This window comes from Aestuariivirga sp. (genome assembly GCF_044239095.1).
In the GTDB taxonomy this organism is placed as follows: domain Bacteria; phylum Pseudomonadota; class Alphaproteobacteria; order Rhizobiales; family Aestuariivirgaceae; genus Aestuariivirga.
Genome location: NZ_JBIICB010000408.1, coordinates 18866 through 33624, shown reverse-complemented (window position 1 = coordinate 33624; position 14759 = coordinate 18866). Strand labels below are relative to the sequence as shown.

The 14759-nt window shown below is 52.5% G+C and carries 12 protein-coding genes; 3 read left to right on the top strand and 9 right to left on the bottom strand.

Annotated features, from left to right (window positions below; genetic code table 11):
• The 4 genes from ACILRA_RS22155 to ACILRA_RS22140 all read right to left on the bottom strand — a co-directional run.
• The coding region (locus ACILRA_RS22155) for an HK97 family phage prohead protease (protein WP_395664205.1) at positions 1 to 275 on the bottom strand (275 nt) is incomplete at its 3' end.
• A gap of 155 nt (positions 276 to 430) precedes the next feature.
• Positions 431 to 709 carry a hypothetical protein gene (locus ACILRA_RS22150; RefSeq protein WP_395664204.1) on the bottom strand — a complete coding sequence of 93 codons (279 nt, stop codon included), beginning with the start codon at positions 707 to 709 and terminating at the stop codon, positions 431 to 433.
• Between the two features lie 405 nt (positions 710 to 1114).
• A complete protein-coding gene (locus ACILRA_RS22145; protein ID WP_395664203.1) occupies positions 1115 to 2236 on the bottom strand; it encodes an AAA family ATPase in 1122 nt (373 codons plus the stop codon).
• Positions 2233 to 2850, bottom strand: a complete 618-nt coding sequence (locus ACILRA_RS22140) for a hypothetical protein (RefSeq protein ID WP_395664202.1) — start codon at positions 2848 to 2850, stop codon at positions 2233 to 2235. Before ACILRA_RS22140 ends, ACILRA_RS22145 begins: the two co-directional genes overlap by 4 nt.
• Positions 2851 to 3428: 578 nt before the next feature.
• On the opposite strand from ACILRA_RS22140, the gene ACILRA_RS22135 reads away from it, so the two are divergent.
• On the top strand, positions 3429 to 4001 hold the full coding sequence (locus ACILRA_RS22135) for a hypothetical protein (RefSeq protein WP_395664201.1): 573 nt from the start codon (positions 3429 to 3431) through the stop codon (positions 3999 to 4001).
• A gap of 47 nt (positions 4002 to 4048) precedes the next feature.
• Here ACILRA_RS22135 and ACILRA_RS22130 read toward each other — a convergent pair whose 3' ends face one another.
• A complete protein-coding gene (locus ACILRA_RS22130) occupies positions 4049 to 4432 on the bottom strand; it encodes a hypothetical protein (protein WP_395664200.1) in 384 nt (127 codons plus the stop codon).
• 199 nt (positions 4433 to 4631) lie between these two features.
• On the opposite strand from ACILRA_RS22130, the gene ACILRA_RS22125 reads away from it, so the two are divergent.
• On the top strand, positions 4632 to 5195 hold the full coding sequence (locus ACILRA_RS22125) for a tyrosine-type recombinase/integrase (protein ID WP_395664199.1): 564 nt from the start codon (positions 4632 to 4634) through the stop codon (positions 5193 to 5195).
• 202 nt (positions 5196 to 5397) lie between these two features.
• Positions 5398 to 7656 (top strand): caspase family protein, encoded by a 2259-nt coding sequence (locus tag ACILRA_RS22120; protein ID WP_395664198.1) that lies wholly within the window; start codon positions 5398 to 5400, stop codon positions 7654 to 7656.
• Positions 7657 to 7802: 146 nt separating this feature from the next.
• Here the strand turns inward: ACILRA_RS22120 and ACILRA_RS22115 are convergent, their stop codons facing one another.
• From ACILRA_RS22115 to ACILRA_RS22100, 4 genes are all read right to left on the bottom strand, one after another.
• The gene (locus ACILRA_RS22115; protein ID WP_395664197.1) at positions 7803 to 10634 is read right to left on the bottom strand and encodes a CHAT domain-containing protein; all 2832 of its coding nucleotides are present in this window, start codon (positions 10632 to 10634) and stop codon (positions 7803 to 7805) included.
• Positions 10594 to 11733 carry a hypothetical protein gene (locus tag ACILRA_RS22110; protein ID WP_395664196.1) on the bottom strand — a complete coding sequence of 380 codons (1140 nt, stop codon included), beginning with the start codon at positions 11731 to 11733 and terminating at the stop codon, positions 10594 to 10596. Before ACILRA_RS22110 ends, ACILRA_RS22115 begins: the two co-directional genes overlap by 41 nt.
• 82 nt (positions 11734 to 11815) lie before the next feature.
• Entirely contained in the window at positions 11816 to 12427 is a 612-nt protein-coding gene (locus ACILRA_RS22105; protein WP_395664195.1) for an OmpA family protein, read from the bottom strand.
• Between the two features lie 7 nt (positions 12428 to 12434).
• Positions 12435 to 14675 carry a DUF4384 domain-containing protein gene (locus ACILRA_RS22100; RefSeq protein WP_395664194.1) on the bottom strand — a complete coding sequence of 747 codons (2241 nt, stop codon included), beginning with the start codon at positions 14673 to 14675 and terminating at the stop codon, positions 12435 to 12437.
• Between the last annotated feature and the right edge of the window lie 84 nt (positions 14676 to 14759).

The following is a 14759-nucleotide window of genomic DNA, read 5'->3' as shown; positions in this document are numbered from 1 at the left end:
AGGCCGCGCGCGTCCTCGACGGCGCTCTGCCACACGCCAACAGGCTCCGCCGGGTCATGCTGCCACAGCATCGCGGGCATGGTCCCGCCTGCCTTGTGGCGTGCGAGGCTTGCCGCGAATGCACCGGACTGCACCACATCGCCGTGCATGTCCTGCACGCCGAATGCCGAGCCGTAGCCGGTCACCTCGCCTTCGGTGCCACCCGGAGCGAAGCGAAGCTCCACCGGAGCGGAGACGATAGGTGAAAGATTCTCTTTGTGCTGAAGGTCGCGCAAGTCGCACCTGTCCAGTTGAAAACCGAGAGGAAGATTTCGGCCTCATGCCCCGGCTATGGCCAGTGGCGGGAGAGGTGCGGCGAACGCTTAGACCGGCAAAGCCGTGACGCTGCAGTTCGCGCGCACCCCCCATTTGGCTCGGTTCGCCGTTTCTGTCAATTGCTCGGGCGATGGCCCGCTTCGCGCAGCGCCCAATCCGTCACGGCGTCCACCGCGAAGCGCTTGGCGAGAGTCGAGAGGATCTGCGAAGTCGCCAGCGGGCCGGACGCGTGCAGCCGGAGCGAAGCGCCTGCCATCACGGCAGCATCCGCAACGGCTCCGCAGTTGTGGCCCTGGTTCAGCAGCTCCTGCAGATAGTCCGCGATCGCGGCCGAGAGTCGTTCGACGTCGGTGCGGTGCTGGGCAGCGGCGGCCTGGGTGATGTCAGCATTCATGAGACTTTCTCCTGAGGTTGAAGGGGGGTCGAAACGGGGTCGCTTGCGCGCGTGCGCGAGGCGATTCTTGGGTTAGCAATGAAGGTGAGGAAGCTCACCGCCCTCGAAAGGCAATGTTTCCAAAGAATGCGCAGCGCCCGGGGTTTTCTTCTGCAATTCCGTCGAATTGCGTACGCAGTAGCGCCACCGCCCCGCAAAAGTGACTCTCTGGAAGAGTCAGGGGTGCCCCATGGGAGGGGCGGCAAAGGGTCTTGGCAAGAGCCCCGGTTTTTCTCCGGTGCGGCTACCACACACGCAATTGCGCGAAATTCGAACCGGGGGTCAGATGCGCCTGGAGGCTTCTCGTTTCGTACCGGTATCGTACCCAAACCCCCGGTATGATCGGTAAGAAGGTAAGAAAGACGGTCACTCATCGCCGTCCTCCTCATCGTCTTCGTTTCTTACCTTCTTACCCTTCTTACCGGGGGTAGAGGTAAGAGATGCGGTAAGATCGGCACTTGTGGGGTGAACGTACCGGCCTCGCTTCGCCTTCAGCACCTCGCCATCCTTGGCCATCTTGCCGAGAAGCCGGTCGACGTTGTTGCGCTTCATGTCCGCCATGATGGCGATTTCCTGCGGGCTCATCGGCTCGTCCGCGTCCTCGAGAACTGCGAGAATCTGCGAGCGCTCATCGGTGCGCCTCACCTCGGATGCCTCGCCCTGGACAGTCCACCGGCACGTTGTGCGATCGAAGGTGCAGGCTCGCTCGTATTCTTCAAGGTCGCGGCCTCGGGCGTAGAGCGTGCATCCGTTGCTGTCGCGGTCGAGGATCATGGTGGTGTCTGCAGCGCCGGTGAGCCCGAGAGTGCCAGACACCCGTTCAAACGGATCGGTGTCGCCCATACCCTTCCTGACGTGATGGATCACCACGACCGCGATGCCGTATTGGGAAGCGAGCTCCTGCAGTCCCTTCACGGCGCGGTAATCGGCCTCATAAAGGCTTTCCTGTCCGCCGCGTCCGGAGCGGAATTGTGCCAGCACGTCTACAATCACAAGCCTCGGGTTTGCTTTCGACTCCACCCAGGCGCGGATCGCTTCGAGGCCGCCCTCATCGCAGCGCGGCCATTCGGTCGCATATTCCAACTCATGCGGCCATCGATTGTCACAGTGTGGCGGCGAAACCTTATCGATCCGAGACTTCAGACGGCGCTGGTTGTCTTCGAGGGCGAGATAGAGAACGTCACCCTTCGGGCAATTGATGTCCCCCAGGCAGTAGCTGCCCCGCGCTACAGCGAGGGCAATGTCCAGCGCCAGCCATGACTTGCCGAGCTTCGGGCGTCCGGCAAGAATTGTGCATCCTTCGGGAAGATACATCGGGACAATCCACTTGATTTCCGGGAAGACCATTTCGCCAAGGTCGGCCGCGGAGGACACAAAGGCCGCCTTCTTTCGATTGCTCTCTTTCGCAGCGCGCGCGGTGCCGCCGTGGTTTCGATCCATCGTCTTCACCGCCTCTTCGAGCTGAGCAAATCCATCCATCGCGTTCATGCGGCGGCCCTCCGTGCGCCTGTCGGCACAAGGATTTCGTGCCGCCTGGTCTGCGGCCCGATGAGGTCCAGCAGCTCGCGCAGCTCAAGGCCGTGCTCCACGCTGTCGGTGATGAACGGGCCGCCCGCCCTGTGCAGCCAGTGCCGCGCACCGGGCTTCAGTGGCACGCAACCTTGGCAACCGGCCTGCAGCCAGGCGAGCGGCGTCCGGTGCAGCACGAGGGGCACCCCGGCCCGCCTGACCATGTGTTGAGGCCCGAGCACGTCCGCACCGTCGTTGAGGCCAAGCGCCGTCACGAATGCCAGGGGATGATTGATAGGCCATGCCACCAGGTCAGCAACGAAGGGCTCGCGGTCCTTGTCGAAAAGCAGCGCCTCTATGATCGCGGCCGGCTGCCCTTCCGGATCGAAGGTGAAGGCCCGATCGCCGTCGTTGCCCGTCCAGAACTTCACAAGTGCGACGTTGAAATAACCGGCGTGCGCGCTGCAGTCTTCGAGGTTGATGCGGTGCTTCCGGAGATAGGTCCGAAGCTCTGGAGACCAGCCGCCCACGCGAAGGGACTCGGATCGCATGAAATCGAGCCGCACCCGGTTCTTGATAAGGGGCTCTTTCATCCGATTACCTCCACCATGAGGGCGGAGTCGACGCGGTATCTTGCGAAAGCGCGCAAGGCGGGATATTGAGGCCGTGCTAGGTTTTTCGATTTTGTCCCTGCCACGGTGCCAGCCGCGGCGGGGATTTCTTTTTCAGTGTCGAGGTTGCAGGAACTCCCCGTGAACACATTATCCGGACATACTCCGGACACTGGGGGCGACCAGCTTCGTCGATTGAATGCTATGTCTATGATTGAATTGGCGCACCCGACAGGATTCGAACCTGTGACCTCTGCCTTCGGAGTGCTTCGGATCATTCAAATAATATAATAATATCAGTACAATTAGGCAAGCACAATAGGTGTGTAGTATATTTGTAGTATAGTGACTGTAACCACTAAGTATCTGATAATACGTGACTATTCGTGATCAAAGTGATGCCTGTTTCCAAGCGACCTCTGCCTTCCAAAAGCAGCTCTTCCTTCCATCAAAGGCCACCATGCAAATGCTTAACTTAAGCATTTCCGTCCCGTAGCAACAAAGTCCACTGCACCCATTGAGCGCATTAAGAGACCGCTATGAAAAGGCACGGATAAGGAATGTCCCTCTACCACCAATACAAGTGCGCCTTGCTGCACGACACCAATACAGGCAAGCGACCTGATTGGCGTACGCTGGAACAAACGCAGAGCAGCAAAGTCCTTTATGACAGCCAGCGGAAATCAAACAAGAAAGCGCCGTATGCTAAGAAACTGAGAGCTGTGCCGTCATTCACACGAGGAATACCAAGCGGCCTCTTTACACTTCAGCATCAGATATTTTCAAAGGACGCATATTCACTCGTTGTATTTGAAGGTGAGCCAAATGACTTAATGCTGGATATGACATATGGCACGTATGTCGCTTGTAAATTCAAACTGGATGAAGTCATCCTAGCTGAAATGCGTACGCTCGCATGGGCGTACGATGTCATTCTGCGAAAGTCCTTAGACTACGATATCATCAACGAGGGTCTGAATGAAGTTGTCGCATCAACTGTCGCCAGCCCTACACTACAAGGCGACTTTGGTCAAATAACGCAATCCAACTATGAACATCAAAGAATGCTCACCGCAGCCCGTGACGAAATTGTTCTCAAATTAAATGCACTGTTCAATTCTGGCTGGGATTAACGAGCACATCACAGCAGGCTGATTGCACAAAATGTCAGCGTTCCGCATCAGGCAGCGGCACTCCATAGTTGCTTCAGCTCGTCATTACTCAGATCAAAACGTACATCGCTGAGCCATCCGTTGACGAGTGTTTTGTTCCCAGTCTCAAATTCTAATGCTAGTGCAACGTCGGTTACGTCATTGCAGGCTAAATCACCACCAACGACATAGCCATCTTCAACGCCAGCAACCACTTTACCGTCAATTTGCTTTGGCACAGGGAGCTCGTTGCCGTCGTCATCATAGAAGCTGTTCTCAGCAAGTGCTTCGTACTGACAAATCTCTAGCCGTGCCTTGCCATTCCCAAGCCGCCTCACGCACAGATACTCAGTCCAAGCACTCGCCATAGAAGACTGCTCGCGCCACGTAATGATCGTCAAATCACCAGCCATTTCTCACTCCCTCCCGTTGATCACAAATCCGCAGAGCCTGATAAACGCATTACGCAACATAACATAATTGCTGTTCTATTATCCAACCGCTAAGTCATTGAAATTCAACAAGATCATGTCCCTGTCTTTCAGGTTGCTCATGCTTGGGTAAGACAACATGCTGTTGCTGCGAAAACGTTATGAAGCAGGAGCAGTAGCAATGAAGCAAGCGCAGGTGCTGAACGACAAAGACATTAAGCGGGTGCTGGCAGCAATCGCCAAGCGCAGTTACAGCGGCAGGGACAGAGCAATGTTCATGCTGAGTTTGCTCGCTGGCATGCGTGTTGGGGAAATAGCGGCGCTGAAGGTCTGCGATGTCTATGAGGCAGATGGCACTGTGAAAGACAGCATCAGGCTAACGAAAGATCAGACCAAAGGCAGCGAGGCACGAACAGTGCTGCTGAATGCGCAAGCGCAGGAAGAGTTGCGTGTGTATGCGCGGCTGCTGAGCAGGAATGGTGAAGAACCACTGTTTGTCAGCAAGTGGGGAAAAGCGATGTCACCGAACAGCCTCGTCCAAGTCTTTGGAAGGTTCTACAAGCTGGCGGGATTGAGCAACGCCAGCAGCCACAGTGGCAGGCGATCGTTTATCACAACGCTGTCTTCAAAGGGTGTAAGCGTAAGGGTGCTCGCAGTGCTGGCTGGTCACAAGAACATTTCCACAACCCAGAGATACATTGAGGTGGGCGAACATCAACTGCGTGCAGCGGTCGAGATGGTGTGAACAACCCTTGATCGTAGTCTGACTTCCAAGGTTAGTTCCCTTGCAATTCGTCAACATTGAGCCCCGTCTCCCCTGTCGTGTCACACGACATTGCGTTGAGGTTCTGATGGCTTGCTGACGTCTCGGAGCGTGGCTTTACAGTGGCTTGGGTCCCACATATCGTGAAAACTCAAATGACGTTGCTTCCGCTTTGGATAGGTTCATGCCGCCAGCCTCAAGACATCTCACATCCCTAGTAGTGGCCGCCCTGCTTTCTGGTCTGTGGATCGTTACCTCCTCACTGACCGCACGAGCGGATCTCGTCGATTGTCATGACGCCTACAAGGAGCTTGCCAGAAAGCCAAAGGCACGGGCAATGGCGGTAAGTCAGTCCAAGCAACTCTGTTATTATGGATGGGGCTATAACTCGCAAAAGGACGCAAATGGGCGCGTATTGGCAGACTGTGACAAAGAAGCCAATGACTGCAGGCTACTAGACGCCGAGCGCGACATTGCACTGCTGAAGAAACAGCAGCAGGAAGGGCGTGAAAAAGAGGTTTCCGATATCAAGCAGGCCCAGACAAAGCTGAAGGAGCTGGATCTCTACTCTGGTGAGATTGACGGACAGCGAGGACCAGGCACGATTGCGGCTGTTAAGGCCTTTCAGTCACGGATTGGTATCGCACAGAACGGCGAGATAACGAGCGGCTTGCTAGCCAGATTATCTGAAGACGAACAGACAATTGCTAAGCGAGACAGAAGAAGCATTTGCTTCGGCGCTCTGGGTTATGATCGGTCAGGTTGGAGTTCATCTGCTCATTCAGATCCAAATGTTTCAGAAGCCAAGCGCCGTGGCCTATCTGTGGATGACTGCAGGGTGGCGATTGGGCTGCCACGTCAAGTGGCTCCCACCATCGTGCAGTCAACAGTTGATCGCGATACAAGAAGCATTTGCTTCGGCGCTCTGGGTTATGATCGGTCAGGTTGGAGTTCATCTGCTCATTCAGAGCCAAATGTTTCAGAAGCCAAGCGCCGTGGCCTATCTGTGGATGACTGCAGGGTGGCGATTGGGCTGCCACGTCAAGTTGCTCCCACCATCGTGCAGTCAACAGTTGATCGCGATACAAGAAGTATTTGCTTCGGCGCTCTGGGTTATGATCGGTCAGGTTGGAGTTCATCTGCTCATTCAGATCCAAATGTATCAGAAGCCAAGCGCCGTGGCCTATCTGTGGATGATTGCAGGGTTGCTATCGGACTATCCGTAGCCAGTAAATCCTACGATGATGGTGGTTCATCCGTACCATCGCCCCCTCAAGAAACCCATCTATTTGTGGGAATTGCGCAAAATCACCTGTGCTACCAATTGCTCAACACACAGCGAGATAATTGGTTGAGCAATGCAAATGTTAATCTAATGGCTGAAGCCAAGCGCCGTGAGCTCTCCATAGATGACTGTAGGGTAGCAATTGGTCTTGATCCATTAAATGCAACGTCATCTCAAACGCCAAAAGTAGTCGAAGTTAATCCTCCCACACCAAAGCCGCTTTCGCTCTCCGAGATTTGTGAGCTGTCTCTGAATTCTGACCGAACAGATTGGAGTTCCACCGCTTCTGCAACTGAGGCCCGTAGGCAAGCTGATGCACTCGGTATAACATTACAGGCGTGCCAGTCTCAGCTTGGCATCAAAATAGAACAGAAAACTGCAGACACATCGTCCGCTAACGATCAGACGGCTGAGAACAATATACCTGTATCTCCTTCTACTCCGCTCCAGAAGAAGGTCGCACTCGTCATGGGCAACAGCAACTACCGGCACTCGCCTGTGCTGGCCAATCCTCACAACGACGCTGAAGCAGTTGCATCTGCTCTGACAATTTTAGGCTTTGAGGTGATTAAAGGTCTCGACCTCAGTAACTCTGACACTGTGGCAAAGGTTCGTGAGTTCGCAAAGTCAGCGAAAACTGCTGATCTCTCTCTGCTCTACTATGCTGGGCACGGACTTCAGATTGCTGGAGAGAACTATATCGTGCCTGTGGACGCTGTGGTGGAAGATGAGACAGCAATCAGCTTTGAGCTCATCAATGTCTCCACGATCACCAATTTCATGGGAGGATTGGACAAGGTCGGCGTTGTCCTCTTGGATGCCTGCAGGGACAATCCATTCTCGCGTTCATTGAAGCGATCTCTATCTGCGTCTCGCGCGGCTTCAGTGGAACAGGGCCTTGCACCAATATCAGCTGAAGGTGGAGGCCTTTTTGTCGCCTTTTCCACAGCGCCAGGTGACGTCGCTGCAGATGGCGAGGGCATGACCAACAGCCCATTTACCACAGCACTGCTCAAGCACCTGCCCACGAAAGGGCTGGAGATCAATACGGTGATGACGAGGGTGAAGGCGGAAGTTGCCAAGATGACAAAGAACGATCAGCGTCCGTGGACTAATAGCGACTTGACGACTGAGGTCTATTTGGTGCCTGAGCAGTGATGAGAAGTGTCGTGTTGACACGACAGCCGCCAAATAGCGAACTCCAAGTTAATGAGAAAAGTATTACTGTAGGTATAGAACGTCTGGACCACTGAGCGTGTGAAGAATTAATATAGCTGTCCTAAACCATGCGCCTCAAGCCTAACCTATTGAGTGCTGGTCCGTGGTTCACCCACAATAATAAACGGCGCCCAGTACGTCGGATTTGCCCAATCTGGATGATCTACATCGGTCATCACACCGAGCATCGCAGATCTCAGTGCTTCTGCGCCGATACTTCCATCCACTTTATACGATTCGAATAACTTGATCATCAACGTTCTAGTAGCCTCGTCATCGACGGGCCAATGAGATACCAGAAGGGCTCGACTGCCGGCGTGCAAAAAGGATTGCGCTAGGCCGCTAAGAGCAGCTCCCCCCGGCTTGCCACCTGCAGCAGTGTTGCAAGCTGAGAGTACGACCCAGTCAGCATTGAGTTTGAGTTGAGTAATCTCGGATGCAGTCAGCAGGCCGTCGTCTTGGGGTGAGGCCTGCTGTGGAACAGCAAGCAGAAGTGCTGGTTCCGCCCTCATCTTCGCCAATTCTTCTACTTCTGCTGCCAGTAGACCATGGGTTGCAAAGTAGATGACGCGGTAGTCAAGCAAGTTTGATTGCTTTACATCAAGCTCAGTAGCAGCTCTTCCGCTCACAATATCTTCATTGCTGCCTCCAAGGGTTGCCATGACCGATCTTACCTCTGGGCCGGTAGCAGGTAATGGACTTGCTTTCGCAAGTAGGCTCGCGTCTGCTACGCCATCTGTGAAGACATCGGCTATTGCTCGTTGATCAAATACAACATTTCCTCTCTCTCCATCAGGAGAATATATGATGTCGGCATAGGCTCGCATAGGTTTGAGTGGAATACTGGGTATAGAGTCTTCGCGTAGCAGTGAAAGAGTTCGAACGGTGGGAAGTATCGTTACTGCGTGCCTCTTAATTAGCCACTCAACATCCTTCAGCTCCTGATCCGTTGGATCGTTTGTAACGAACACATGTGGCGGAAGCGACGCTAACGGACCGTCAAGCACAAAAATGAGATGAGATTTCTCTTCTAATATATTATCTAGGCTACCGAGCGTCTTTTGATAAAGCTCATAAGCTAACGTTACATCCACTGTCGTACTAGAATTCGGTGTCAACTGGGAAATTAGGCGTGATACCGATGACTCGATCTCGCGCGGCTCTGTATTCAATTTGAGCCACCTTTCAGCTTCCTTCGTTATGACCCAGATGTAATCGCCACGCCTCCCATCGTCAGAGTAAATTAAAACAAGCGCTTCATCGGCAGAAAGAAGTCTCCTTGCCTCTTCAAATTCAATATTGCTAGCCCTAGTAAAATCAAAGTACTCCGGGTGTCTTTTCCGTAGTTCGGTTTCTAGGTCTCGGAGTTTAAGCTCTTCGCGGGAAATCGCGTCGGTGAGTTCTTGGAATTCCAGTTTACTATCGGATTGTTCCTTGGCGTTCGCACTAAACGCGCTCAAATTATTCAGGTGTAACTCTACTACTGCTTTCTGGCCTTGATAGGCTCTCAGAAGTGTTTTGCCATATTCGTCTGCAATGATTGATCGGGACATATTCTCCATAACTGCATTCGCGGCAGCGCTATTCTTTGACATTTGTGCCGCCAAAAATGTCTTCGAAAATGTCTCTCGTGACTCGGGTATTAGAGACATCACGTATGTGTAATTATTGAAGCGGGCCGCTGCCTCTATTCTAACTGTTTCAAGTATTTTAAGCGCCTCATCAGGCAGCCTGTTGATTGCCCGATGCTTTGCATAGAGGAGCTTGGACATCACTATATCTGCTGAGTCCTCCGAGTAAACTCTGCGAAATATCTCCAGCAATCTATCAAAATCCGACTCTTGGGACGCTGCGAGTGCATCTTCAGACGTTTCGAGTATCGCTAATTTGCATCGCGCAGCCTGTATGCTAGAAGTCCCAAAAAGCTGCTCCGCAAATTTAAGAGCTTGCTCAGCCAAATTTTCGTCTGCCCTTGCAGAGTCTTTGCTGAACCGGTAGTATTCTACCAGTGTTTCAACAAGTATCATCCCGAAGTTGGCTGAATCTGTTTGACCCGCTGCTATTGCACGTTCAAACGTCTTAGCTGCCTGTTCACGATCTCCGCGGGCTGCTAATGATTTAGCTATTATTAGAAGGTACTCAGCGGAAAACGCAGGACTCAAGCCACTAATACCCTGCACCAAATCCAGTGCATCGTTAGTTATCGAGATGGCATCATCATACTCTTTCGCAACAAGTAGGCCTTGACCTAAATGCAGATACGTCGTCGCTAGTGGAATGTCATTATGCCCAATCATCTTGTCGAGCGTATTCGGGCGGTTTATTGCAACTTGAATACTTCGTCTGAACAATTTTTTGGCTTGGGATATCTGATACTGCTGCAGTTTTATAAGTGCCAACCCGTTGGAGGCACGCACAAAGTATTGGGGAAGATCAGAAAATCCCGTCTCGAAATCGTTGGAGATGCTGCCGAACACCTTCTGAATTGTCTTTATGGCGGTCTTGTAAGCAATCTCTGCTTCTTGCCAGCGCGTTCTAGTACGATAAATGTCTCCCATCTGGACATCTATTATTGCGCCTACTCTTGAGTATTCATATGTGGCCAGCGCCTTGTGGTAGTCTCGCTTCTGAGTGATTGCACTTTCCGCATTGTCGAAATCAGCAGTATAGATGAGGGAATCAATGTATATATTGAAATTGTATTCTTCCTCCTGCTTTTGAAGTCCATTAACAAACAATTCTCGGCCTAGCTTCGCAGCTATATAGTATCTGCGCTCCAAGTAACTTCTAAAAAATTCACTTTCGATGTTCGGCTTGGTCTCAGAGAGTGCTGCGTTCGTGCTGAACTTAAAACTCAGAGGAGCCGCAATAACGCTGTTACCTAAAAATATCGAGACCGCACGTCTTGAAAGCAGCATCCATGCTCTCCTCTAGAAGGCAGTGGTCGGTCAGTTGCTTGGCTTTGTCTACGTCAGACTTTTTGAGCTTTTTAGCAAGGCGCTCAAGTTCCTTTTCAGCCAATGGCGAAGCATATCGATCTTTAAACTCCACGTTCTTATAGTTAGGTCCTTGATATCCGCTCGCAATATAATACCATTGGTAGGCTCTCAGGTCATTGCGTTTCGTCAGCTTACCACCCGCAAATTGATTCCCAAGCTCAAGCGCCGAATACAGATCACTGTTAAGCGCAGCAACCGAGAACCAGTAAATCGCCCGCCTCTGGTCTTTTTTCACGCCCTCGCCATCCAGGAGATTCATGGCGGTTTCGCGCTGTGCTTGAATTACCCCGTTTTCGGCAGCTGCTAGCATCCAAGCGTAAGATTGTTGCTTGTCTACTTCGCCCGCGGTACCGTGAAACAAATAATTCCCTAAAATTTGCTGCGCTTTGGGATGGTGTTGTTCAGCAGCCCTTTTCATCCAATTTTGTGCCGCGATTTTATTCTCAGGTATTCCCTCGCCGTGTTCATTCATTATTGCTATTTGGTACTGCGCCTCTGCATTGCCCGCCTCTGCTAGGGGCAACCATATATCAAGCGCTGTCTCGAAATCACTTAATTTCGCGGCCCCCAAAGCCTCTTGTAACTGCTCTCGAAGCGTGTTGGTTTCGTTGCTGTTTTCTAGCCCATTACTATACACTACTACAGTCGAGGTTGTTCCGTCACGATTATACAGAATCACGACGCCTTCGGGTTTGTCTTCGATATACATGCCAACGTGTTTTTCACCGCTAGGGTAGCGTGCTACGAACAAACCATTGCGTTTACCGCGAGAGAATGTACCGACGTATCGGTAGCCATCTGGAAACAGCAATTCACCGCTTCCTTCGGGTAAGCCATTGCGCCACTCGCCAGTATATTTAAAGCCATCGGAGGATGTGCTGGCGGCTGAGCAATTATTATACTGTTCAACTGGCCCCGTGCAAGGCTTCAATGTTGATGCGAAAGTTTCTTCACGTGGGAGGAGCGTAACCACAGAGGCTACGAATATAGCGACAACGGTCTGGCTTCGCGTTCTCATTGGTCTAGCTCTCTCTGGCGTTTGGAGATCGTATAATAAAGTAAAGTTTCCTTGCTTGCTTGCTTATGCATGTCTCTGTGTGTCACATCGTGACATTGACCACTGTAACCCGCCTATTCTCGTCCGCATCAGGCATCGCAGCATTCTTTAGCTGCTCCTCGCCATATCCCACGGCAATCAAACGCTGCGGATCAACTTGGAAATTGTCGACGAGAAACGCTTTGACTGACTGAGCGCGGGCCTCTGAGAGCTTCTGGTTGTACCCGTCAGAACCGACCGCATCGGTGTGACCGCTCACAATGATGCTCTGCTGAGCCAATAAAGGATCTGTAAGAGCCTGCCCCAGCTTGATAAGGCTCGGTATGGCTGGTTGTGCGATATTGGAGGAGTTGAAGTCGAAGTAGATCTCCATATCGAATTTGGGCATGTCGTATTTTTCGACGACTTCTACGAGCTTCTTGCGCTCCTCTACGACAATGGCCCGCGTTGTCCCTTTCAAGCCATCAATGAATTGCTGGTCTTCAGGTGAGGTTTCAGGTGTCTTGCCTGTTAGTGATCTGGTCAGCCCCTTCTTTTTTGGCTGAAGGGCGTCAATCATTTGTTGGGTGGAAAGGTCCTCCGCGTAAGCGGCAAGTGGCGCAAACATAAGCGATGCGAAGATGACGGCTGCAGTTGTTATATTGCACTTTGCCATCGCTACCTCACTTCACAGCCAGAATTACAGCGGCCCGCCCGACGCCAGACGTCGCAGGAGGTATGTTCATATTGCCACCGTCAGCTACTTTCGGCCGCTCTGTCACTTCAATCTTCCGGAGAGCCGAGCGTGTTTCGCCGAGAGGTGTGAAGGCATTCTCCGCATAGGCATGCTCAATCGCGACAGCCTTACCCGTCGCGTCGCAGACCGCGATGACCGACTCCTTGCCGACCTCTGTGAACTTAAAGTCAAAGCTCGAATCGGCTGCTGGGAATGAGAAGTCTTTTCCGCCCGTGATCTTATTGTCCTGCTGGAACTTGTTCGGAAAGATGACCGTCCCGACTCCAGCGCCATCAATGTTGACCAGGGTTAGGTAGCAGTCACGATCCGACATCACGGTGAATACGGGCTTGTCGTTGATCATGTAGCTGGATTTGTCGGCGTAGAGACTGAGCTTCAGGTCCTCGCTAGCCACAGGCTCAATCTTGCGGAGAACTTCGCCATTTGGTTCCACTGGCGCTACGTAAGTCTTGAGTTCCGCAACGCCGATCACTTGTTTGGCGGGAATGAACTCTGCGTCTATGATGCGCTCAACGACCTGACCATAGACAGGTTCGAACTGATCACGGGGTACAATGCCCTGATCAAGCCTGAGGGCGATAGATTTGCCCATCCCTCCACTTGCGATCATCGCATCTTTCATCTCATCCGCAGAGACGCCGAATTCAGCAGCAGCCTGTGTGAGATTGAGGTCCCACTCATATCTAGCCGACAGAGCCGTGACCATTTCTACGCCATTCAGAGTAAGTTGCGGATCAAGGCCCGCCTTCACCATTGCGTCTGTGAACCGCTTACGATCCGCCTCTATGACAGCATCCATCTCACTGGATGGCGGATAGAGCGCCTTGATCTCTTCTCTGATTTTTACAGGGAAGGCCTTGTTCGCAGCCGCCTGAGCGCCGACCTCGTCAGTAATGTTCCGCATGCCTTGATTGTGGCAGCCCATACAAGAAATCGCATTGGTCACCGCCATGTCACGATGTGAAAAGTCTTGCACGATGCTGGTAGGGCCCTTGAAGAGCTGTTTGCCATTGGCGTCGTTCAGGTAATAGGCCTGAAATCCATTTGGCAGATTGAAAATGCTCTCTCCTCCATCATGGACAAAACCGTAATCACCGCCAGGTCCAAGCGGATATTCGAACAGGTTCTGCCGTCCGCTGTTCCCAGCGAAGTCATAAGAGGTCCAGAAAGCCCCTGTAGCGATCTGGTGACGTTCAACGAGCCTGTTGTTGCGGCTGACCCCCGACTTTTGCACACCCGCCCGCTTCACCTTGAAGTTGGCAATGTTTATATCCACGTCTACTGCTAGCAGAGCCTGCAGGGCTTTGAACGTGTCAGGCAAGCTGAGGATCTTGCTGTAGATAGGGTCACGTGAGGCAGTGAACGCAAACCAGTCACCCCTTATGAAAGGCACCTTCGTGAGGGTCGTACCTGCCAGTGCATCAAACTGGCCATTAACAGGACGGAGGCTATAGGGATAGTGGCTGACGAGTTCCTCCCACATCTCGGGCTCCCAACCCAAGTCCTCAAGGTTGACCCGCAGGATGGTCTTCTCAGGGTCAACAGTTTCCAGCTTGAGGACGTCTGAGTACTTGCTGAGACTGTTCAAAAGCTTCACTGCGCCCTGACGATAGACGTCCATGTCCTTTTTAGAAGTGCAGGTCGCAGCAAGATGCGTTAGTGTAATGTATCGTGTGTCCGCACGACGATGCTCGGGCAACTTCCCGATATCTGCCGCCATGATGCTGATGATGTCGTTGAAAGCTACAGGCTTGGCGTCGCACTGAGGTTTCAGTCCTGCGATCCAATTCCGCAAGGCGGAGACTTCTTCCTCAGTGGGTGAGGAATAGGACAGGTTGCCTTCCTGATAGACGTCATAAGGCATGTCCATGTTGACGATTTGCTGGATGAGGCGCGAGCCTTCAGCATTTCCTGGCTGGATCAACGACGGATTGGAGACGATTTGGTCAAGCTGGAGGATGTTGCCCAAAGCTTTCGCAGGCTTTTGCCGATTGACCAATTTGCCATCTTGGTGACAACGAGCGCAGTGTTTGTCGAGCGCGGCAGCGGCAGCTTTTTCGATATCGCTTTGAGGGGCGTAGATTGCAGTTGGCGGCGTCTCTGCAGCAGTCACTAAAGACGGCACCGTAAGACCAAGTCCAACCACGAAAAGCTGCCAAAACTTCATATCGCCGTCTCCTCCGCGCCCAAGCTTATAAATGCTTATCTTAAGGGATAATCTTGAACAAGTACCAGCCAAATCAACCCCTCA